Annotated in this window: 23 protein-coding genes; 18 read left to right on the top strand and 5 right to left on the bottom strand. The window is 36.3% G+C overall.

Annotated features, from left to right (window positions below; genetic code table 11):
• The first annotated feature begins 4 nt into the window (after window positions 1-4).
• The 3 genes from PBV87_RS03725 to PBV87_RS03715 are packed head-to-tail and all read left to right on the top strand — an operon-like array spanning window position 5 to window position 2,633.
• A complete protein-coding gene (locus PBV87_RS03725) occupies window positions 5-631 on the top strand; it encodes an ECF transporter S component (protein ID WP_053984164.1) in 627 nt (208 codons plus the stop codon).
• Between the two features lie 13 nt (window positions 632-644).
• The gene (coaBC, locus tag PBV87_RS03720) at window positions 645-1,832 is read left to right on the top strand and encodes a bifunctional phosphopantothenoylcysteine decarboxylase/phosphopantothenate--cysteine ligase CoaBC (RefSeq protein WP_053984163.1); all 1,188 of its coding nucleotides are present in this window, start codon (window positions 645-647) and stop codon (window positions 1,830-1,832) included.
• A gap of 30 nt (window positions 1,833-1,862) precedes the next feature.
• A complete protein-coding gene (locus PBV87_RS03715) occupies window positions 1,863-2,633 on the top strand; it encodes a type III pantothenate kinase (protein ID WP_053984162.1) in 771 nt (256 codons plus the stop codon).
• An 82-nt stretch (window positions 2,634-2,715) separates the two neighbouring features.
• Here PBV87_RS03715 and PBV87_RS03710 read toward each other — a convergent pair whose 3' ends face one another.
• A complete protein-coding gene (locus PBV87_RS03710) occupies window positions 2,716-3,075 on the bottom strand; it encodes a metal-dependent transcriptional regulator (protein WP_053984161.1) in 360 nt (119 codons plus the stop codon).
• A gap of 30 nt (window positions 3,076-3,105) precedes the next feature.
• Window positions 3,106-4,167, bottom strand: a complete 1,062-nt coding sequence (locus tag PBV87_RS03705; protein WP_271011192.1) for a helix-turn-helix transcriptional regulator — start codon at window positions 4,165-4,167, stop codon at window positions 3,106-3,108.
• Between the two features lie 214 nt (window positions 4,168-4,381).
• Here PBV87_RS03705 and PBV87_RS03700 point away from each other — a divergent pair, with 214 nt between their 5' ends.
• The 6 genes from PBV87_RS03700 (at window position 4,382) to PBV87_RS03675 (ending at window position 9,937) form a co-directional block, all read left to right on the top strand.
• Window positions 4,382-5,347 (top strand): ABC transporter substrate-binding protein, encoded by a 966-nt coding sequence (locus PBV87_RS03700; protein ID WP_271011191.1) that lies wholly within the window; start codon window positions 4,382-4,384, stop codon window positions 5,345-5,347.
• Window positions 5,340-6,320: a FecCD family ABC transporter permease gene (locus tag PBV87_RS03695; protein ID WP_271011190.1), complete on the top strand. Its 981-nt coding sequence runs from the start codon at window positions 5,340-5,342 to the stop codon at window positions 6,318-6,320. The genes PBV87_RS03700 and PBV87_RS03695 overlap by 8 nt, the downstream gene beginning before the upstream one ends.
• 2 nt (window positions 6,321-6,322) lie before the next feature.
• Entirely contained in the window at window positions 6,323-7,324 is a 1,002-nt protein-coding gene (locus PBV87_RS03690; protein ID WP_271011189.1) for a FecCD family ABC transporter permease, read from the top strand.
• Between the two features lie 16 nt (window positions 7,325-7,340).
• Window positions 7,341-8,132, top strand: a complete 792-nt coding sequence (locus PBV87_RS03685; RefSeq protein ID WP_271011188.1) for an ABC transporter ATP-binding protein — start codon at window positions 7,341-7,343, stop codon at window positions 8,130-8,132.
• Between the two features lie 16 nt (window positions 8,133-8,148).
• A complete protein-coding gene (locus PBV87_RS03680; protein WP_271011187.1) occupies window positions 8,149-9,399 on the top strand; it encodes an MFS transporter in 1,251 nt (416 codons plus the stop codon).
• 61 nt (window positions 9,400-9,460) lie between these two features.
• Window positions 9,461-9,937, top strand: coding sequence for a DUF4358 domain-containing protein (locus PBV87_RS03675; RefSeq protein WP_053984154.1), 477 nt, complete (start codon window positions 9,461-9,463; stop codon window positions 9,935-9,937).
• 77 nt (window positions 9,938-10,014) lie between these two features.
• On the opposite strand, the gene PBV87_RS03670 is transcribed toward PBV87_RS03675, so the two are convergent.
• Both PBV87_RS03670 and PBV87_RS03665 read right to left on the bottom strand, forming a co-directional pair.
• Complete coding sequence (locus tag PBV87_RS03670; protein ID WP_271011186.1) at window positions 10,015-10,638, bottom strand: DUF1847 domain-containing protein; 624 nt, start codon at window positions 10,636-10,638, stop codon at window positions 10,015-10,017.
• 45 nt (window positions 10,639-10,683) lie between these two features.
• Entirely contained in the window at window positions 10,684-11,469 is a 786-nt protein-coding gene (locus PBV87_RS03665) for a sulfite exporter TauE/SafE family protein (protein WP_053984152.1), read from the bottom strand.
• Between the two features lie 247 nt (window positions 11,470-11,716).
• Here PBV87_RS03665 and PBV87_RS03660 point away from each other — a divergent pair, with 247 nt between their 5' ends.
• Window positions 11,717-12,382 carry an FMN-binding protein gene (locus tag PBV87_RS03660; protein WP_053984151.1) on the top strand — a complete coding sequence of 222 codons (666 nt, stop codon included), beginning with the start codon at window positions 11,717-11,719 and terminating at the stop codon, window positions 12,380-12,382.
• Window positions 12,383-12,422: 40 nt separating this feature from the next.
• On the opposite strand, the gene PBV87_RS03655 is transcribed toward PBV87_RS03660, so the two are convergent.
• Window positions 12,423-12,941 (bottom strand): GNAT family N-acetyltransferase, encoded by a 519-nt coding sequence (locus tag PBV87_RS03655; RefSeq protein WP_053984150.1) that lies wholly within the window; start codon window positions 12,939-12,941, stop codon window positions 12,423-12,425.
• A 222-nt stretch (window positions 12,942-13,163) separates the two neighbouring features.
• Between PBV87_RS03655 and hisZ the strand changes: the two genes are divergently transcribed.
• The 8 genes from hisZ to hisF all read left to right on the top strand — a co-directional run bounded on the left by hisZ (window position 13,164) and on the right by hisF (window position 20,202).
• Entirely contained in the window at window positions 13,164-14,417 is a 1,254-nt protein-coding gene (gene hisZ, locus PBV87_RS03650; RefSeq protein WP_271011185.1) for an ATP phosphoribosyltransferase regulatory subunit, read from the top strand.
• 1 nt (window position 14,418) lies between these two features.
• Complete coding sequence (hisG, locus tag PBV87_RS03645; RefSeq protein WP_271011184.1) at window positions 14,419-15,063, top strand: ATP phosphoribosyltransferase; 645 nt, start codon at window positions 14,419-14,421, stop codon at window positions 15,061-15,063.
• A 64-nt stretch (window positions 15,064-15,127) separates the two neighbouring features.
• Window positions 15,128-16,399 (top strand): histidinol dehydrogenase, encoded by a 1,272-nt coding sequence (gene hisD / locus PBV87_RS03640; RefSeq protein WP_271011405.1) that lies wholly within the window; start codon window positions 15,128-15,130, stop codon window positions 16,397-16,399.
• Between the two features lie 12 nt (window positions 16,400-16,411).
• On the top strand, window positions 16,412-17,461 hold the full coding sequence (gene hisC / locus PBV87_RS03635; RefSeq protein WP_271011183.1) for a histidinol-phosphate transaminase: 1,050 nt from the start codon (window positions 16,412-16,414) through the stop codon (window positions 17,459-17,461).
• On the top strand, window positions 17,462-18,052 hold the full coding sequence (gene hisB, locus PBV87_RS03630; protein ID WP_271011182.1) for an imidazoleglycerol-phosphate dehydratase HisB: 591 nt from the start codon (window positions 17,462-17,464) through the stop codon (window positions 18,050-18,052).
• A 1-nt stretch (window position 18,053) separates the two neighbouring features.
• On the top strand, window positions 18,054-18,650 hold the full coding sequence (gene hisH / locus PBV87_RS03625) for an imidazole glycerol phosphate synthase subunit HisH (protein WP_271011181.1): 597 nt from the start codon (window positions 18,054-18,056) through the stop codon (window positions 18,648-18,650).
• Window positions 18,651-18,698: 48 nt separating this feature from the next.
• Window positions 18,699-19,451, top strand: coding sequence for a 1-(5-phosphoribosyl)-5-[(5-phosphoribosylamino)methylideneamino]imidazole-4-carboxamide isomerase (gene hisA, locus PBV87_RS03620; protein WP_271011180.1), 753 nt, complete (start codon window positions 18,699-18,701; stop codon window positions 19,449-19,451).
• Window positions 19,441-20,202, top strand: a complete 762-nt coding sequence (gene hisF / locus PBV87_RS03615) for an imidazole glycerol phosphate synthase subunit HisF (protein WP_271011179.1) — start codon at window positions 19,441-19,443, stop codon at window positions 20,200-20,202. Before hisA ends, hisF begins: the two co-directional genes overlap by 11 nt.
• Window positions 20,203-20,262: the final 60 nt, after the last annotated feature.

The raw sequence follows: 20,262 nt of genomic DNA, 5'->3' as shown, positions 1-20,262 counted from the left end.
TAATATGAAAAGTTTAAAAAATACGAAGTTCTTAACATTACTTGGGGTATTGTTAGCCATTGAAATTTTGCTAGCATTTACACCATTAGGATTTGTACCCTTAGGATTTACTAAGGCAACAACCGTACATATCCCAGTTATTATTGGTGCTATATTCTTAGGACCAGTAGGAGGCGCTATTTTAGGTCTAGCTTTTGGGATTATGTCAGTTATTATTAATACAATGACTCCAGCACTTACTTCATTTGTCTTTTCACCATTTATTACAATAGCAGGTTCCGAAGGCAATATATGGAGTTTAGTAATTGCACTTGTACCACGTACCCTTATTGGGATTACAGCTTTCTATAGTTATAAGTGGGTAAGTAAAATGAATAAAGGTAATGTTTTAGCTTATATAGTAGCAGGCGTTGTAGGCTCATTAACCAATACAATACTAGTAATGGGTGGCATTTATCTATTCTTTGGTCAACAATACGCTGCTGCTAAAGAAGTAGCTTTTGAAGCCTTATTTGGTGTGATTATGGGGATTGTAGGAATGAATGGGATTCCTGAGGCCATAGTTGCAGCCATTATTGTAGCTACTGTATGTAAAGTACTAAAGAGTATCTTTAGAGAAAAACTATACTAGAGGTAAATCAATCATGAAAAAACATGTTTTAATAGGCGTTACAGGTGGTATAGCTGTTTATAAAGTATTAGATGTAGCAAGTAAGCTTAGAAAATTAGGGTATGAAATGAATACGATTATGACAGAAAATGCTTGTGAATTTGTCAATCCACTTTCTTTTGAGACTCTTACAAATAACTATGTGGTAACGGATACTTTTGCGAGACCACATAAATGGGAAGTTGAGCATATTGCATTAGCAAAACGCACAGACTTAATGCTTATTGCACCAGCTACAGCTAATATTATAGGAAAGATTGCAAATGGTATAGCAGATGATATGCTTTCAACAACAGTGATGGCAGCAAGATGTCCTGTAGTGATTGCACCAGCTATGAATACCGCAATGTATGAGAATCCAATAGTCCAAGAAAATATAGCCTACCTTAAATCTAAAGGCTATTTATTTATAGAACCAGAGGCAGGATGGCTTGCATGTGGCGATGTAGGCAGTGGAAAACTACCTACACCAGATACCATTGTAGACTATGTAACAAAAACACTTGAAAAAGAAAAAGACCTTTTAGGTAAGCATATACTCATCACAGCAGGACCAACCGTTGAGGCCATTGATCCAATGCGCTATATTACAAACCATTCATCTGGTAAGATGGGATATAGTATAGCAGAAGATGCAGTCAAAAGAGGGGCTGAAGTTATTCTTGTCTCAGGACCTACTCATCTTGAATGTCCAGCTGGTGTTAAGCGTGTCGATGTAAAAAGTGCGAGACAGATGTATGACGCTGTACATGAACATTTTGAATGGGCAGATGCAGTTATTAAGACAGCAGCAGTAGCAGACTATAGACCAGAACAAGAAAGTAATCATAAAATCAAAAAAAATGGCAATACATTAATGTTGAATCTTGTACCAAACCCAGATATTTTAAAAAGCTTAGGTGAAAAGAAAACACATCAAGTATTGGTTGGGTTTGCAGCGGAAACAGAAAATATTATTGACTATGCTAAAGCCAAAATAGAGAAGAAGCATTTAGACTTTATTGTAGCTAATAATATTGCACAAGCTGGTGCAGGCTTCAAAGGAGATACGAATATTGCAACCATTATTAAAGCAAATGGTGAAATGATTACATGTCCACAAATGACAAAAAGCGAATTAGGTGACATTATACTGGATCAAGTTAAAAACTATTTTAACTAAAGGGACGGAATATAAGGAAGAGGGAAAGCAATGTTATTAACAATAGATATAGGTAATACAAATATTGTGATGGGTGTTATGAAAGGTATGGAGTTAGTCGTAAGTTTTAGAATGACAACCCAAATACCGCGTACCTCTGATGAGTATGGTATTACAATGGTGGAGATGTTAAGAAATAAGGGAATAGATATAGAGGAGATTGAAGCAGCTATTATTTCTTCAGTGGTACCGAACATTATGTATTCTTTAACCAATAGCATTAAGAAATATATTAAGAAAACACCACTTATAGTAGGACCAGGATTAAAAACAGGTATTCCTATTCGAACAGATAACCCAAAAGCTGTAGGGGCAGATCGTATTGTTAACTGTGTAGCAGCTTATGAACTCTATGGTGCACCTTGTATGGCTATTGACTTTGGCACATCTACAACTTATGATATTGTGAATGAAAAAGGTGAGTTTATTGGTGGACTAATCACTCCCGGTATTAGAATTAGTGCAGATGCTATGTGGCAACGTGCTGCACAGCTACCAGATATGGAGATTAGAAGACCAAAGAGTATATTAGATTGTAAAAATACAATCTCTAGTATGCAAGCAGGCCTTGTTTATGGTTATATTGGTCAAGTGGAATATATCGTAAAGAAAGTTAAAGAAGAAATGGGTTGCCCTGATATGAAGATTATTGCAACGGGTGGCCTTGCAAAAATTATTAAAGATGGTACAGATGTTATAGACGAATATGATGGTCTATTAACACTTAAAGGGCTGTACTTAATTTATGAAAAAAATAAATAGTAGAGTAAAATAAAAAGAGGTGCCTCACTAGTCAGTAACTAGTGAGGCACCTCTTTTAGTCTAATAAAAGATTAATGAAGTTCTATTTAATACTTTTTTTAATTGCTTCAAAGCTCTCTTTACTGATGACATGCTCAATTTTACATGCATCTTCTAATGCAATATGTTCTTCCACACCCAGGTGTTGAAGCCAATAGGATAAGACTTCATGTCTTTCATAAATCATCTCAGCAATGGCAGTACCGGATTCGGTTAAAGAAATATAACCTGCATCGGTTACTGTAATATGTTGATTTTCACGAAGATTTTTCATAGCAGTACTCACGCTAGATTTTTTGAAGCCTAATTCATTAGCTATATCAACGGCACGAACAACAGGAAGCTTTTTGCTTAACATGAAAATAGTTTCTAAGTAATTTTCTGCTGATTCATTTATACCCATAAGTAACCTCTTTTATATTTATTTAATGTATCATTTATTATTTGTTAAAGCTAGTATATCATGACTACAAAGATGTTTCAAATTTCTACTATTATGGCGATATTCAAGGGGCGTACAATGATAAGTTTGCTTAAACATTTTAATAAAATTACTTGTATAGGGATACCCTACCTGCTTAGCAATTTCAGAAATACTTTCATCTGTTGTACAGAGTAAATTGGCAGTCAAAGACATACGTGTAGAGGTAATAAATTGGCCAATAGGTAAATGATAATAGTAGCTAAATCCAGCTTTTAATTTTTGAGTATTAAGGAGAACAAGTTCGCTTAAGTGCTCAATAGTTGGCGGCGATTGAATATTTTCCGTAAGAATCGCATGTGCCTTTTGAATGGACCTAATATCTTCACTACTTAAATGTAGATATTTATTAGTTCCAATTTTTACTTTGCCATAATGAAGCTGCTTAGTAAAAGCGTTATCAGGAGATTGATTTACGGTATCTATGAGAATAGCAATACACTGTAAAAGATAACTTTCTAATAAAATGAGGCTCAGGGCATTCTGATTGGCTAATGCATGCATTTTTTTTAAGAGCGACATGATATCAAGAGGGAGATAACGGTAAGTGAAGTTTTCGTTAAACTTATCAAAACTAAAAGACGTATGAAGCTGCTTTTCTAGAACCTCTGTAAAGTAAGTCTCGTGTATGGTAAATTCTGCCCCATGGAAATGTTGTCCTTTTGTCCATATCTGTTGTCCTTTAATGCCTTTTTCCATAACAAAAAAGGAGGAAGGCGTAAAGGAAGAAACAGGTTGATTTTCTAATTTGAAGTTGGTAGCACCTTGGTATACACTCCCAAAACGTATCAGATGCTCTGGATTATCAAAAATAAGCTTGAAGGCATGGGGAATGGTATAATCGGCAATGCCAAAAGAATAATAACCTGGACGTTCATAAAATAGAAAATAGCCATTTTCAGGATGGTTTGGATCTTTATAAAGGATGCAGTGATCATGTTTATGAGGAACAAAAGAAAGTTTCTTTAATAGAGTCTCACGAAAGACTTTTGATGACTGAACAATTGGATGCATAGTATTTTCTCCGTGTTTAAAAATATAAAAGAAGTATAAAAGATTTTTTATAAGAAAACAAGCTATAAAATAAGCTTATAAGATGACAAAATAATGAAAAAAGGTGAAAAGCTTGTGTAAAAAGTGGAAGGCTATGTATAATTCATTTCAGTAGTTAGTAAAGACTAACTAAAGGAAGTTGTATAGAACTTATGAGAAAGATAAGGAGAAGAAAATGAAAAAATCTATTTTATTATTAATGAGTTTATTTATATTAGCCCTTGCTCTTGTAGGATGTGCAAGTGGTAATACAAGTAATGAACAAGATACCAATCAAGCACCAGAAGAAAAAGCAACACGCGTTGTAACAGATATAAAGGGTAAAGTAGAAATTCCAGTACAACCAGAACGTATTGTAGATATTAGTGGTGCCAGTGATATTTTATCACTTTTAGGCTATGAAGTGATTGGTACAGCAAATAGTGATGGCTATGATTATACAAAATTCCCAAGCTACTTAGAAAATGTTCTTGGACATGCTAAAATCTTAGGATACAGTATGTTAGCTGAAATGGATGTAGAAGCTATTATTGCACTTAATCCAGACCTTATTGTAATTTCAACTGTACAAGAAAAAATGTATGATCAATTATCAAAGGTTGCACCAGTTGTGATGGTGGAAATGAAACAAATGGATTGGAAAGAAGATTTTATGCATGTGGCTCAAATATTTGGTGAAGAAGAAAAAGCAACTGCATGGATTAATGATTACTTAGCAAAAGCTGAAGCAGTCGGTCAAACAATTAGAACAACATATGGTGAAGAAAGCAGTTACTTATCTTTCTTAGCAAGTGGTGGCAGTTTATTTATCTTTGATGGTGCAGGGCTGGGAACAATCTTATATGATGATATGGGATTAGCGAAACCAGTAGGTATGCCACAACAAGAAAATATTAGTTTACCAGTTGTAACTTTTGAAGGATTAGCACAAATCGATTCAGATTATATCTTTGCCATTGCAACAGAAGAAGACTTGGTAGCGTTAACTGCAAGTAGTATCTGGAACGGAACAGAAGCTGTGAAAAACGGAAATGTTGTAACATTACCAGCAAGTCCATATTTCAATCAAGGTTATAGCCCAATTGGAAGATTAGCGTTCGTAGAAGAAGTAGAAGCATTACTTCAAAGCATGCATGAATAAGAAAACAGCTTTTCTTGTTAGTGGATGTAGCATCGTTGCAGTAATAGGGCTAGTTATTGCAATTTGTGCAGGCGCAAAGAATATTCCTTTACAAACAGTATGGGATAGTATCTTTCACTATGAAGATATTTTAGATATGCAATTAGTCCGAGATGTTCGTATACCAAGAGTGATTAGTACCGCCTTTGTAGGCGGTATTCTTGGGATTACGGGGGCAATGATGCAAGGAGTAACAAGAAACCCAGTAGCTGAACCTTCACTTATGGGTATTACTCAAGGGGCTACTTTTGCTATCGCTTTAGTAGGCGCCAGTTCATCGCTCTATGGTTTACTTGGGAATACAGTAGCGGCTTTTCTTGGCGCATTAGTTAGTGGACTTCTAGTCCTTGGCTTTAGTATGAAAAATGCTAGGAATATGAATATCTCAAGACTATTATTAGCAGGTACTGCTCTTAGTACTTTCTTTATTTCAATGGCAACGGTGATTGCATTACTTACAAATAAATCACAAAATCTAGCTTTTTGGATTTCAGGTGGATTTCGTGCAACAACTTGGGAGAGTGTAAAGTTAGTAGTAGGTGTTGGTGGGATTACAACTTTAATGGCCTTATTCCTAGCACCTAAGATCAACATTGTCAATTTAGGCGAAGATGTATGTATAGGACTTGGCGAAAATCCAGTTAAAATTCGTATGTATACCTTACTACTCATCATTCCAATGTGTGCCGTTTGTGTAGCAGTAGCAGGAAATATTGCTTTTGTAGGTTTAATCGTGCCACATATTGTAAGAAAAATTACAGGACAAGATTACCGTGTTATTATGCCAGTTTCCTTTTTATGTGGTGCAACTTTAGTTATTTGGGCAGACGTACTAGCAAGGCTTGTCAATCAACCTTATGAAACACCAATCGGACTATTTACTTCATTGGTGGGTGTGCCACTCTTTATATGGATGGTGAGAAAGGAGAGTTAACCATGAAAAAACGTTTAATAATCGTAAGTATCATCACAAGTCTTCTTTTGGTAGCTGTCTTTTTCTTAGCGGTGAGCTGGGGAAGCAATACGATAGCGTTTCCAGATATCGTAAAAACATTAATGGGAGACGGAACACCCCTTCAAGAAGTAACTATTTTTGATATTCGCTTACCACGTATTATAGTTGCCATGATCGTTGCTTGTTGTCTTTCAACAGCAGGATGTATTTTGCAAAGTGTGACGAGAAATGAGCTTGCAGAACCTGGGATGATAGGGATTAATGCAGGGGCAGCCTTAGCTGTAGTCTTTCTCATTTCTTATGGGCAGACAAGTTACTATGACAAAATGGGAGACATGGCATTATTTATGATGCCTATTGTAGCTATTATAGGTGCTTTACTTAGTGGTGGTTTGATTTACCGCTTAAGCTATAAAAAAGGTGTATCACCAACAAGGCTTATTCTAACAGGGATCGGTGTGAATGTTGGGATCAATGCAGTGATTTCTTTATATCAACTGAATATGTCTAAAGGAGATTACAACCAAGTACTCACTTGGATTAGTGGGAGCTTATGGGGGAGTAGTTGGAAGTTCTTCTTCCTCATTACACCACTTGTATTGATATTCTTAGGGTTAGTGATTTGGAAGGCGAAAATTTTAGATGTACTTGACTTAGGAGATGAAATTGCCATTGGCCTGGGGGTAAAAGTAGAGAAGGAAAGAAAAACATTATTTTTCTATGCCATTGCACTGGCTGCACTTGCAACATCTGTTGCAGGAAACATTGCCTTTTTAGGGTTACTTGGGCCACATATTGCAAGACGATTAGGTGGTCCAGTGCATAGGAGACAAATACCACTAGCAGCTCTAGTAAGTTGTATTATTATTATTTTAGCAGATTCAATTTCAAGAAATGTATTTTCACCAATAGAGATACCTGTTGGTATTACCATCTCTATTATTGGTGTACCTTATTTCATTTATTTAATGATGAAAGAATAAAAAGTTGGAGGGACAGATGGAAGCAATAAAAGTAACAGACCTAGATGTAGCCTATGAACAAAAGTATATTATAAAAAATATGAATATAGAGATTCCTAAAGGTAAAATAACCATGATTATTGGCTCTAATGGATGTGGTAAATCTACATTACTCAAGACCATTGCACGTATTATTACCCCTAAAAAAGGAGAAATCTACTTAAATGGTGCCAGTATTAAAGCACAAGCACCTAAAGAAATTGCACAGAAAATGGCTGTATTACCTCAAAGCCCCGTTGTCCCTTCAGGTCTTTTAGTGAAAGAACTTGTTTCTTATGGAAGATTTCCTTATCAGAGTGCTTTAGGTGGGCTAAAACAAGAAGATATAGAGAAAGTGAACTGGGCCATGGAGGTGACTGGCATGAGTGAGTTTGCCGAACGTCCTGTAGATAGTTTATCAGGTGGTCAAAGACAACGTGCTTGGATTGCTATGGCATTAGCACAAGAAACAGAAATTCTCGTGTTAGATGAACCAACAACTTATCTTGATATGGCACATCAGTTAGAAATACTCTTGCTATTACAGAAATTAAATAAAGAGCAAAACCGTACCATTGTAATGGTCTTACATGAGTTAAACAATGCCACTAAATTTGCAGATTATCTGATTGGAATGAAAAAAGGAGAAGTGGTTTTTCGAGGTAAACCCTTAGATGTCATTACAGAAGAGAACCTCTTTACACTTTATGGCATTCAAGCAAAATTACAGCTAGACGAAACGAAACAGTATCCAATATGTGTAGATTTTAATATTGGTAAAACACATTAAAAGAAGGGAGGCGCATATGACCAATAAATTGTATCATAAGAATTTTAATATCCTTGTACTAGGACAAATTATCTCTTTGTTTGGAAGTTCCATTCAGCGATTTGCCCTATCTTTATATTTACTTGATTTAACAGGTTCAGCAAGTTTATTTGCATCGATCCTTGCTGTTTCTATGATCCCTATTGTTCTTATTTCGCCTATTGCAGGGATTTTAGCAGATAGAGGGAATAAGAAAAAGCTCATGGTCTTTTTAGATGTAGCTAGTAGTATCTTGTTACTGGGGTATTTGATCATTGTTTTACAAGGCAATGACCAAGTAGGTATTGTAGCTGTTGTTATGGTACTTTTATCCACAATATCCACTATTTATCAGCCTGTTGTCAATACGTGTATTCCCATTCTTGTTGCAGAAAGCCATTTAGTAAAGGCCAATGCAATTATTCAGCAAGTAGCATCCCTTAGTAATTTCTTAGGACCTATTTTAGCGGGTATGCTTTATGGGTGGTTAGGCATAAAGGGTGTAATTGTAATCAATATGTTAAGTTTCCTATGCTCTGCACTTATGGAAGTATTCTTAGACCTTCCTCAAACAAAAAGAGCAAAGCAAGATTCCTTCTTACAAGTGTTTGTAGGAGATATGAAAGAAAGTTATATCTATTTAAAAGATAAAAATCCTATTATTTTTCGTATGTTACTTTTTTCAGGATTTTATAATCTCTTTTTAGTTCCTGTATTTAGTGTAGCAGCACCTTATCTCATCAAAGTAACTTTTGGTCTATCTTCAGAAGTATATGGTATGGCAGAAGGAATGATTGCTTTAGGGATGATTCTGGGTGGGGTAATCATTACATGGAAACCACTATATTTCCATATTAAACGTGTACATAGATTACTGTATTTAACGTCAATTTCTATGTTTGTGATGGGGATATCTATAAGTCTATTCCAATCAGGTAGAGGATCTAATGTAACTAGTGTGATGCTATTTATACTCTTTGGCATGGTCATTATGGGCGTATTAGGTATTGCCAATGTACTGAGTGCTGCTTACCTTTATCAAGAGGCAGAAAGCACATTACTAGGTAAGGTTTTAGCCTTTGGTTCGGCCTTTGCAACCCTTTGTATTCCTTTAGGACAAATTCTATTTGGTGGGCTTATTGAAAACTTTGCAGTACACATTGATTGGATTATTTATGGTGCAGCAGTATTAGTATTTGGTGTAACCTTACTTGTACGTTGGAATGTATTGCAAATTGAAGGTGACTAAAACGTATAATTAAATTGAAAGTGGCAAGAATCATAAGAAGAAATATGAGGAGGTCACAAAGATGAAAAAATCTATCATGTTAATTGTAACTCTTATACTATGTATGAGTATGCTAGCTGGCTGCGGTGGTGGCACAGCACCAGAAGTAGTACCAACTATAACCTCAGGTGAGATTGTTTCACAAATGGTTGAACAAGGTTTTGTACGTATGCCTATGGAAATAGATGAAGTAGGTGCACAAGAAAGATATCGTATTGATTTAGGTCTTGTAGAAGATTATGCCATTGCAGAAACAGGTATTAGCCCAGGACCAGGCCTTATTGTTGTTGCAAAAGCAAAACCTGACCAAGTTCAAAATGTAGTTGCTAACATGGAAAAGTTATTAGAAGACAAAGTTGGTAATGCTTTCTACCCAGATGAGGTTGAAGCAGCACAACAAGCAGAAGTCATTGTTAATGGACCTTATGTAGGTTTACTCATCTTAAATGGTGAAGTTAAAGATGACGGCATTAAGATGTTTAATGATTTAACAAAGTAGTAGAGGAATAAATGAAAAGAGCAGATTTACTTAGGTAAAGTAAAATCTGCTCTTTTTCATTTATGTTATAAAGTTAATTATTTAAAAAGTTTTTTCTTGTAGTATCCATCTGCTTGATAAATAGCACCAAGTGGATTATGACAAAGGACACGGTCTTTTACAGCAAATACTGTGCATGGTGCTTCTGAGTGTTTGATGAAAAGTGTATCATGACCTACGCAAAGACCAAATAAAATATTAAGGTCTGTTTCAGCTTCATTTAAGAGAAGTGCTTGCCCAATAGGATTACACATAATATCATTTTTTACGTAAGTTTCTTTTTCAGGTTGTTCAATACCTAAGAAACCTTTAAGAATGGCACCGTTTTTACATACTACAGATACAACTTCTAAATCATGGTGTTCTAAAATTTTAACAAAGGTTTTTGCTTCTTCGTGTAAACCTGTACAGAATGCAAGACCAATACGTTTAAAACCACATTTTTTAGCAAATTGGATTGTTTCTTCAACGCGAGTCCAATTTGTATTACCTTCTGATTCAACTAATGCAGATTGTAATGCAATAGTTAAATCATCTCCAGTATGTAAAGATTTTGCTTTTTCTTGAAGATCTTCATTACGGCTTGGGCATAATTTTTTAGGCATTTTTTCTGGATTTTTTTCTAAGCATCCTCTTGTAGGACATTTTGCGCAAATACTCATAAGATCAGTTCCCTTCTATTGTCAAGTAAAATATATGAAATTTATTTAGATAATACCTAAGTAGTGAATACCATTATAAATGCTGATTAGGATAATTCCAATAACCATGCATATGTAAATTTTGTCTACACCTTTAAGTGAGAGTTTTTTTGAAATAATAGGACCAACTGTTCCACCAAGAATACCACCAAGAATCATCATAAAGAATACTGGCCATTCAAATTCAGGAACACCTTTAAATAAGGTTTGGATGACGCTCATACCTTGTGAGAAGAATATAATATAAATAGAGTTAAGAGCGGCTGTTTTAGAGTCCATACCGAAGAATAGGTAAAGAACAGCTAAGTTAATTGGCCCACCACCGATACCTAAGAATGCAGAAAGTGTACCAAGTGCAAATCCAATAATAAGAGATACAACAGAACTTTCTACTTTAATAGGACGAATCTTAGCCTTTTTAAGTGTAAAGATTAATACACCTATAGTTACTAAGGCTAAAACAAAAGATTGAACAGAACCAGCCATATTAGGATTACCACTTAAGGTTTTGACTGTATCGAAAATTTGTTTTCCAAGTAGTCCACCTAGAGCAGCTCCAACGGCTAAATAGGTTCCTTTCTTTTTATCAATTTTAACTTCTGAATTTCGATTACGATAAAGCGTCATCGTTGTCATTGCTAGGACAGTACAGCCAGATAAGAAGCTAATTGTTGAAACATTTAATGTTCCAATAGCATCCATAACAGGCTTGATGATTACGCCTCCTCCAATACCACTAATTGCACCTAAAACAGATGCACCTAAACAGATAAGAAAATAAATAATGTACACCGTAATACACCTCGCTGTAAGTATTTTGAGAAAAATTCTACACTATTATGTTAATCCTCTTGTGTATCATTGTCAAATTAAAATTGTTAAAAAAATAATTATTAGATAATTTATATAGAAGGAGTGAGTTGGAAATAAAAAAGTGTAAACAAATTAGTTGCCAAAATATGCATAAATAGTTTAGATGGTGGCACACTAACGGTTATAGAAAAACTATTTATTCAAATTATTTTAGGAGGTTACAAAAATGAAGAAGTTTATGACTATGCTCATGTTAGTTGGAATGAGCATAACTGTTATGCTTACAGGTTGTAATAAAGATGAGGCAAAACAAGAGGCAGCTCAAAATGGACAAGTTGTAGAGATTGAAGGACAACAAGACCAATATGGTTGGTTCCCACATATGCGTCTCACTTTCTCTGGTGATACATTAACAGAAATCTATTTTGACTATGTAGATGATAGTGGTGCTAAAAAGTCTGATGATGATGAGTATAACTCTGGCATGAAAGAAAAAACTGGGGTAAGTGGCAAAGAAGCAATGGAAGCTCTTCGTCAAAATTTAATCGCAGTTCAAAATCCAATGGCTGTAGATGTTGTAACAGGTGCAACTCAAACATCAGAGGAATTTATTGCCATGGCAGATCAAGGCTTCAAACAATACTTTAATGGTGAAGTAAGTGCTAATAACTATGGCAATGGTGATCCAACAACAACTACAGATGATCAAGGTACTACAGGAGAAGCCAACACTAATCAAAAAAGTGACAATAATGGTACCGAAACAACAGGTGAAAATGCGCCTACCTATGATAATGGTGGAGATGGTAGCCCAAATAATGCAGAAAACAGTGGAAATGCAGAAGGCAGTACAGGTGCCGAAGCTAGTGGTGGAACAGGAACAGGCAAATAATATAAAAATAAAAGGTGCTCATCTATGTGAGCACCTTTTATTATTTAAGTGTCATATTAAATTGTACAGGATATAGAACTTGTCCCTTAATATCAATTTCTTCAGGGCATAGTTTAGCAACAAGAAAAGCTTCTTCTGGAAAACCAGCAGGTGGTGTAATCTCGAAGTTTGCTGCACTTTCAAATCCAAAACGTGTATAGAATTTAGGGTCACCTAAGACAATAACAAGTTTGTGACCTAAATATTTCGCTTTTTTTAGGCCTTCTTCTACAAGTTGAGTACCTAATTTTTTTCCTTGGTAATCTGCTTTAATACCTACAGGGGCTAATGCTAAAGCAGGAAATGTTTTATTGCCGTCTTTAATTACAACACGTGTAAAGAGTAGATGGCCTAAGAGGTCATTATCTTCTTCGATAACTAATGAAAGCTCAGAGTGATAATAGTTCGTTTTACGGAGTCTATCTACCAGTTGTGCCTCGATGTCTCTTTTGAAAGCAGATTGATGAATGGTATGAACCATTTCATATTCAGCTTTCTTCTCAGGTCTAATAATCGCCATATAAGTCCCTCCTTCTAGATAGTTCTATTTTATCAAATAATATGTGGATAAGCTATAGAATATGCGTAGAAAATAGATTTAGCGCTATTGTGTAAAGTAGAAAATATAAGTTACAATGGATATTATTTAGAAAAAAACAAACAATTATTGATTTTTGAGCAAATAGTTATTATAATTTATTTATTACATTATCACTTTAGAGTAGTGAAGCGGGGGGCGTAAATGAAAAATTATGTATTACATATACCAGAAGGTGTGAGAGATTATTTATGGGAAGAGTCTTATTTGAAGCAACAAATAGAAGATAAAACGAGAAAGTTATTTACAAGTTATAGCTATAACTTGATTGAGACACCTACTTTTGAATACTTAGATGTATTTACCTTAGGAGATGAGTCTTACCAAAATCCAAAACTCTACAAATGGATGAATAAACAAGGAGAAATTGTTGCCCTGAGAAGTGATATGACGCGTTCTATTGCCCGTGTTGTAGCCACTCAAAATAGTAATAGACCTATGCCACAACGTTATCAATATGTAAGCAATAGTTTTAGATATCCAGAGCGATATCAAGGTAAGGTACATGAATTTACGCAAGCAGGGATTGAACTTATTGGTGCATCTAGTATAGAAGCAGATGTAGAAGTAATTAATCTTGCCATAGAAGCCATGGAAGCAGTAGGTATAGAGGATTTCACCATTCATTTAGGCAGTGCAAAGTTTTTAGAATGTCTCCTAAAGGATATAGGTGCAACGAAAGCACAACAAGCCAATATCTATGAAGCCATTGATAAAAAAGATGCTGTAAAAGTACAAAATATTTTAAGAGATACACAAGCCACAGAAGCTTTAATTGATGTCATTAGTAAGCTGATGCAACAAGTAGGTGGTATAGAACTTTTAGAAAAAGTGAAAGCTCAGCCTTTCTCTCAAGCAACCTTACATACATTAGAAGAACTTGAAAACATTTATAAAGCCTTAGTAGAAGATAATAAAGCTGAATATATTTTGTTTGACTTTAGTATATTGTCCTATGCAAGTTACTACACAGGAATGATGTTTCAAGGTTATACAGAAGGCATTGGTGAAGCTGTCATAGAAGGTGGGCGTTATGATAAACTTCTGGCTTATTTTGGGGTAGATGTACCAGCAGTAGGATTTGGACTTAATATTTATGCAGTCTTGCAGAAAGTAAAAAGCAATAAGCAACCTACATTGCCTGCAAAGACATTGATGATTTGTGAACCTGAAACAAGAAAGATTATGAAGCAAATAGCAACTCAGTTTAGGCAAGAGGGGCTAGTTGTAGAACAAAGTGTAGCAAAGGGGTTAGAAGAGGCCTTAGACTATGCCATTGCAGCTGAAATAGGAGGCGTACTTCATTTTAAAAATGAAAAAGAAGTAGATGTATATGACTTAGCAGGTAGAACGGTGCAGACAGTAGCACTCACATCACTTCAAGAAGAGGGGGAGTAGTATGCATACCATTACTTTTGCATTAGCTAAAGGGCGATTAGCTAAGACGACCATGGAGATATTGAAAGAATTAGGCATTACTTGTAAAGAGATGGAAGATAAAAGTCGTAAATTATTATTTACCAGTGATGATGCCAGGTATCAATTTTTCCTTTCTAAGGCACAAGATGTACCCACCTATGTAGACTATGGTGCTGCAGATATTGGAATTGTAGGAAAAGATACGATCGTAGAAGAAAATCGAAATGTTTATGAGGTATTAGACCTTCAGTTTGGTTGCTGCAAAATGACTGTTGCAGGTGAGCCTCATAAAAAGGCTTTATTAGAGTCTGGTCAGACTATACGTGTTGCAACCAAGTATCCACTTATAGCTAAGGAATATTTTGAAAGCCAAAACAGAAGTGTAGAGATTATTAAGCTGAATGGCTCAGTAGAATTAGGGCCTATTGTAGGCTTATCTGATGTAATCGTTGATATTGTAGAAAGTGGTGCCACTTTAAAAGAAAATGGTCTGGTCGTCTTACAAGAGATTATGCCGCTATCTGCCAGGGTGATTGTCAATACCGCTAGCATGAAAGTGAAGCATGAAGAAGTGGATCATCTTTTAAAACAGCTTAGAAAGGTTTTAGAACAATCAAATGATTGATAAATAGATAGGAATAGGGGGGAATCAAATGATTCGTATGATTGAAAAACCAGCGGAAAAGAAAATGTTTTTTAATATATTAGAAGAGCGAGGTAATCTTGATACAAGTAAGTTTGCTTTAGGTGTTAAAGAAATTGTAGAGAATGTAAGGCATACAGGAGATGCAGCGCTTTTTAATTATACCCATCAATGGGATAATGCCAATGTAACTGCAGAGAACGTACAAATTAGCAATGAAGAGATGAAAAAGGCTTATGAAGAACTTCCAGACAATCTAAAAAAAGCCATGGTACTCTCTTATGAACGTATTCGTGCCTTCCATGAAAAACAAAAACAAAATACTTGGATGGATGTGAAACCTAATGGAGAAATTTTAGGGCAACGTGTCATCCCACTTTCTAGTGTTGGGGTATATGTGCCAGGAGGTAAAGCAGCTTATCCTTCTTCTGTACTCATGAATATTGTACCTGCAAAGGTAGCTGGTGTAGAAAAAATAGTCATGGTAACGCCTATTTCTAAAGCTGTTTGTAAAGATGGAAAAGTGCCACAAAATGTACTGGCAGCAGCATACTTAGCAGGTGTGGATGAACTTTATACAATAGGTGGGGCACAGGCAGTGGCAGCCTTAGCCTTTGGAACAGAGACCATACCTAAAGTGGATAAGATTGTAGGACCAGGCAATATCTATGTAGCACTTGCAAAAAGGGAAGTGTATGGGTATGTAAGTATTGACTCTATAGCAGGGCCGAGTGAAATATTGATCATTGCTGATGAAAGTGCCAATCCAACCTATGTGGCAGCCGATTTATTATCTCAAGCAGAACATGATGAACTAGCTTCTAGTGTATTGATTACACCATCTCGTGCTTTAGCGTTAAAAGTACAAGAAGAAGTAGGGCGCCTTTATAATCAATTACCACGCCAAGAGATTTTAAAGAAATCCCTTAAAAATTATAGTGTTATTTTAATAGAAGAAAACTTAGAGAAAGCCTGTGAAACGGCCAATGATATAGCGCCAGAGCATTTAGAGTTAGCAGTCGCTACACCTTTTGAATGGCTAGGCAAAATTAAAAATGCTGGTGCAGTCTTTTTAGGACACTATACACCTGAGCCTTTAGGCGATTATATGGCAGGCCCTAATCATGTGTTACCAACAAGTGGTACGGCAAGATTCTTCTCACCATTAGGTGTAGAAGACTACGTAAAAAGAAGCAGTGTATTATCTTTTACACCAGAATCATTTTATGCTTTGGCAGATCAAGTCATTGATTTTGCAGAAAGTGAAAGCTTATATGCCCATGCCCTATCTGTTAAAGTACGTAAAGAGAATCAATAAGGGGGAGATGAGATGGAGCAGCTATTTAGAAAAAGTGTGAGAGAGATGGTGCCTTACCATGCACCGTATATTATAGAAGGCATTAAGCTAGATGCTAATGAAAATACCTATCCTGTTTTAGAAGCGTTAAGAGCGCATATGAGTGAGTGGGCACAAACCATGCCTATTAATTATTATCCAGATACAGATAGTACCAAGTTACGTGAAGCAATAGGCAAGCTCTATGACGTAGAAGCCGATTGGGTCTTATGTGGAGTAGGGTCAGACCAAGTCATAGATTGTTTAATGCGTAGTACTTTAGAAGTTGGGGAATGTATTGTAGTACCTACGCCTTCTTTTAGCATGTATAAGTTGAGTGCAAACGTTAATCATGGAGAAGTGATAGAAGTGCCCTTAAATGAGGATTTTTCTTATAATGTGGAGACATTGGAAGAAGCAATCCTTGCACATAAACCGAAGCTTACCTTTATTTGTAATCCAAACAATCCAACAGGTTCTAAGATGGCATTAGAGGCTATTAAAAGGTTAGCAAAGCTTGAAATAGGCTTCCTAGTCATTGATGAAGCCTATATGGAATTTACAGAAGAGAGTGGCATTCAGTTGTTAAAAGATTACCCTCAAGTGATTGTATTACGCACCTTTTCAAAAGCTTATGGATTAGCAGGGAGCCGTGTAGGCTATGCCCTTGCAGCGCCAGAAGTGATTCAGATGATCGGTAAGGTAAAGCCACCTTATAACTTAAATTGCTTTTCTGAAGAGATTGCAACTTGGGTAGCAAACCACCATGGACACATTATGCCGTTAATAAAAAGTATTGTAGAAAGTCGGGAGGACTTTAAAAGTTATTTAGAAAGCTTAGGATGTACAGTTTATCCTTCTGCTACCAATTTCTTATGGGTAGATTCTAAATGGCCACTGGACGACTATTTACGTGAAGCCTCTATCTATGTGAAGCGTTTTCAATATAACGGAAAACGTTATTACCGTATTTCAATAGGTACTAAAGAACAAATGGAGCAGGTGAAGCGAGATTTAAAGTCAAAAGTTAAAGGGGAGATGTAAATGCGCAAAAGTACAATAGAACGAAAAACAGCAGAGACCCAAGTTTATATTGCTCTCGATCTAGATGGAGAGGGAAAAGTAGATATTGAAACAGGTATAGGTTTCTTTGACCATATGCTGACACATATAGGTAAACATAGCTTTATGAACTTAGAAGTTAAAGTAAAGGGTGACCTTTATATAGATGGGCATCATACTATTGAAGATACAGGGATCGTACTGGGGCAAGCCATAAAAGCTGCATTAGGTGACAAGACTGGGATTGAACGCTATGGGGACCGTATTGTACCTATGGATGAAGCCTTGATCTTATGTGCTCTAGACTTATCAGGAAGACCTTATTTAGATATAGATACACCGTTTACAAGTGAGCGTGTAGGAAGCTTTGAAACCCAAATGGTGGAAGAATTCTTCCGTGCAGTAGCTGTGCGGGCAGGAATGAATTTGCACATCCAGATCTTAAGAGGCAAGAATGACCATCATATCATAGAGGGTATGTGTAAGGCATTTGCAAAAGCATTGGCACAGGCTGTTGGCTATAATCCTCGCATTCAAGGTGTACTTTCTACAAAAGGCATGTTGGAGGTGTAAGATGATCGCAATTATTGATTATGGAATGGGAAATTTAAAAAATGTCCATAAAGCACTTCAAAGTATAGAGGTTGAGTCTATCATTACAGCGGATCCTAAAGTCATTGGTCAAAGTGAGAAGGTGATTTTGCCAGGTGTGGGTGCTTTTAAAGATGCTATTCATACCATTAATGCTTCAGGACTAAGAGAAGTGATTGATGAAAGTGCCTATTCAGGCAAACCCTTCTTAGGGATTTGCTTAGGTATGCAACTTTTATTTGAAAACAGCTATGAAAATGGAAGCTATAAAGGATTAGGCTACATACCAGGAGATATTGTGAAGTTAGAAGTACCTTTGAAAGTACCCCATATGGGATGGAATACATTGGAGATTGTGAAGCAAGAACCTATATTTGAAGGCGTGCCCAATAACAGTTATGCCTATTTTGTACATTCCTATCATATGGAGGGCGCAGAGGGAATGATCAGTGCCTACACTACCTATGGCAAGCGGTTTGGGGTGGCTGTACAAAAAGATAATATTTATGGGGCACAATTTCACCCAGAAAAGAGTAGTACGGTAGGCTTACAGATGTTGAAGAATTTTGCAAGCTTATAGTTTGAGTATGAGATGATCAAGCATGAAACCAAGTAAGGGAGGGAAAAAATGAGACTCTATCCAGCGATTGATTTAAAGGATGGCAAGTGTGTAAGGCTTGTACAAGGTGATTACAATGCAGTGACAGTATTTGAAGATACACCTAGTGAAATGGCAAAAAGGTGGGAAAAAGAAGGTGGAAGTTACATACATTTAGTAGATTTAGATGGGGCAAAAGAAGGTAGAAGTATCAATGAAGCGGCCATCAAAAGTATTATTGAAGCAGTAGATATCCCAGTAGAACTAGGGGGCGGAATTCGTACCCTTTCTCAAATAGAAGAAAAGTTAGCCTTAGGTGTAGATCGTATTATATTAGGCAGTGCAGCAGTAAGGGATAAGGCTTTGGTCAAAGAAGCCATTAACCGTTTTGGAAGTGACAAAATCGTTGTAGGTGTAGATGCCAAAGAGGGCCGTGTCGCCATAGAAGGTTGGCTTGAAGTGACGGATATTAGTGCAGTAGATTTTTGCTTAGCGCTTAAAAAGTTAGGGGTAAAGACGATTATCTATACAGATATTGCAAAAGACGGTATGATGCAAGGCCCAAATGTAGAGGAGACCAAACGACTGGTTGAAGCAACTGGACTTAGGATTGTAGCTTCTGGTGGGGTTGCGACATTGGCAGATTTACAGGCAGTAGAAGAAGCTGGTGTAGAAGGGGCTATTATAGGTAAAGCACTTTATCTTGGGGCAATCGACCTTAAGGAAGCTGTTGGTTTATTTGAAAAGCAACAGCCAGAAGGAGGAAAGTACAATGCTCAGTAAGCGTATTATACCTTGCCTAGACGTAACAGGTGGTCGTGTTGTAAAAGGAGTTAATTTTGTCAATTTGATTGATGCTGGTGATCCCGTACAAGTAGCCAAAGCTTATAGCGAAGAAGGCGCAGATGAAATCGTCTTTTTGGATATTACAGCTTCTTCAGATGAGAGAAATATTATGCTAGATGTAGTGGAAAAAACAGCAAGTGAAGTCTTTATTCCTCTTACAGTTGGAGGTGGCATTAGAAACTTAGAAGATATTCGTAATCTTTTAAATGCAGGTGCAGATAAGATTTCAATCAATTCACAGGCAGTGAAAGACCCTATCCTTGTTTCAAAAGGGGCTGAACGCTTTGGAAGCCAGTGCATTGTTGTAGCTATTGATGCAAAGTGCAAATTAGATGGAACAGGCTTTGAAGTCTATATACATGGTGGAAGAACCCATACAGGTCTAGATGCCATTGTGTGGGCAAAACAGATGGAAGACTACGGGGCAGGAGAAATTCTACTTACAAGTATGGACTGTGATGGTACAAAGGCAGGATATGACTTAGAACTTACAAGACGTATTAGTGAAAGTGTAGGTATACCTGTTATTGCTTCTGGAGGCGCAGGGAATAAAGAACATTTCTATGATGCTTTTACCATAGGAAGAGCAGATGCAGCATTGGCAGCCTCTTTATTCCATTTTAAAGAATTACCCATTAAAGAGTTAAAAACCTACTTAGCAGAACGCAATTTACCTATTCGTTTATAAGCATAAAGAAGAGAATAGAGCTAAGACAAAAAGGAGCAAGAGAAGTAATCAATAAAAATT

Origin of the sequence: Holtiella tumoricola (assembly GCF_027857615.1) — a bacterium.
Classification (GTDB): Bacteria; Bacillota; Clostridia; order Lachnospirales; family Cellulosilyticaceae; genus Holtiella; species Holtiella tumoricola.
This window is presented reverse-complemented; position numbering and strand designations above follow the sequence as displayed.

Coding starts and splice junctions, on each gene's coding strand:
- hisD (WP_271011405.1), top strand. CDS start 15,128: ATGTTTTTTAATATATTAGAAGAGCGAGGTAATCTTGATACAAGTAAG.
- hisC (WP_271011183.1), top strand. CDS start 16,412: ATGGAGCAGCTATTTAGAAAAAGTGTGAGAGAGATGGTGCCTTACCAT.
- PBV87_RS03690 (WP_271011189.1), top strand. CDS start 6,323: ATGAAAAAACGTTTAATAATCGTAAGTATCATCACAAGTCTTCTTTTG.
- hisZ (WP_271011185.1), top strand. CDS start 13,164: ATGAAAAATTATGTATTACATATACCAGAAGGTGTGAGAGATTATTTA.
- hisG (WP_271011184.1), top strand. CDS start 14,419: ATGCATACCATTACTTTTGCATTAGCTAAAGGGCGATTAGCTAAGACG.
- PBV87_RS03705 (WP_271011192.1), bottom strand. CDS start 4,167: ATGCATCCAATTGTTCAGTCATCAAAAGTCTTTCGTGAGACTCTATTA.
- hisH (WP_271011181.1), top strand. CDS start 18,054: ATGATCGCAATTATTGATTATGGAATGGGAAATTTAAAAAATGTCCAT.
- hisB (WP_271011182.1), top strand. CDS start 17,462: ATGCGCAAAAGTACAATAGAACGAAAAACAGCAGAGACCCAAGTTTAT.
- PBV87_RS03715 (WP_053984162.1), top strand. CDS start 1,863: ATGTTATTAACAATAGATATAGGTAATACAAATATTGTGATGGGTGTT.
- PBV87_RS03685 (WP_271011188.1), top strand. CDS start 7,341: ATGGAAGCAATAAAAGTAACAGACCTAGATGTAGCCTATGAACAAAAG.
- hisF (WP_271011179.1), top strand. CDS start 19,441: ATGCTCAGTAAGCGTATTATACCTTGCCTAGACGTAACAGGTGGTCGT.
- PBV87_RS03695 (WP_271011190.1), top strand. CDS start 5,340: ATGAATAAGAAAACAGCTTTTCTTGTTAGTGGATGTAGCATCGTTGCA.
- PBV87_RS03675 (WP_053984154.1), top strand. CDS start 9,461: ATGAAAAAATCTATCATGTTAATTGTAACTCTTATACTATGTATGAGT.
- PBV87_RS03680 (WP_271011187.1), top strand. CDS start 8,149: ATGACCAATAAATTGTATCATAAGAATTTTAATATCCTTGTACTAGGA.
- PBV87_RS03670 (WP_271011186.1), bottom strand. CDS start 10,638: ATGAGTATTTGCGCAAAATGTCCTACAAGAGGATGCTTAGAAAAAAAT.
- PBV87_RS03660 (WP_053984151.1), top strand. CDS start 11,717: ATGAAGAAGTTTATGACTATGCTCATGTTAGTTGGAATGAGCATAACT.
- PBV87_RS03655 (WP_053984150.1), bottom strand. CDS start 12,941: ATGGCGATTATTAGACCTGAGAAGAAAGCTGAATATGAAATGGTTCAT.
- coaBC (WP_053984163.1), top strand. CDS start 645: ATGAAAAAACATGTTTTAATAGGCGTTACAGGTGGTATAGCTGTTTAT.
- PBV87_RS03710 (WP_053984161.1), bottom strand. CDS start 3,075: ATGGGTATAAATGAATCAGCAGAAAATTACTTAGAAACTATTTTCATG.
- PBV87_RS03700 (WP_271011191.1), top strand. CDS start 4,382: ATGAAAAAATCTATTTTATTATTAATGAGTTTATTTATATTAGCCCTT.
- hisA (WP_271011180.1), top strand. CDS start 18,699: ATGAGACTCTATCCAGCGATTGATTTAAAGGATGGCAAGTGTGTAAGG.
- PBV87_RS03725 (WP_053984164.1), top strand. CDS start 5: ATGAAAAGTTTAAAAAATACGAAGTTCTTAACATTACTTGGGGTATTG.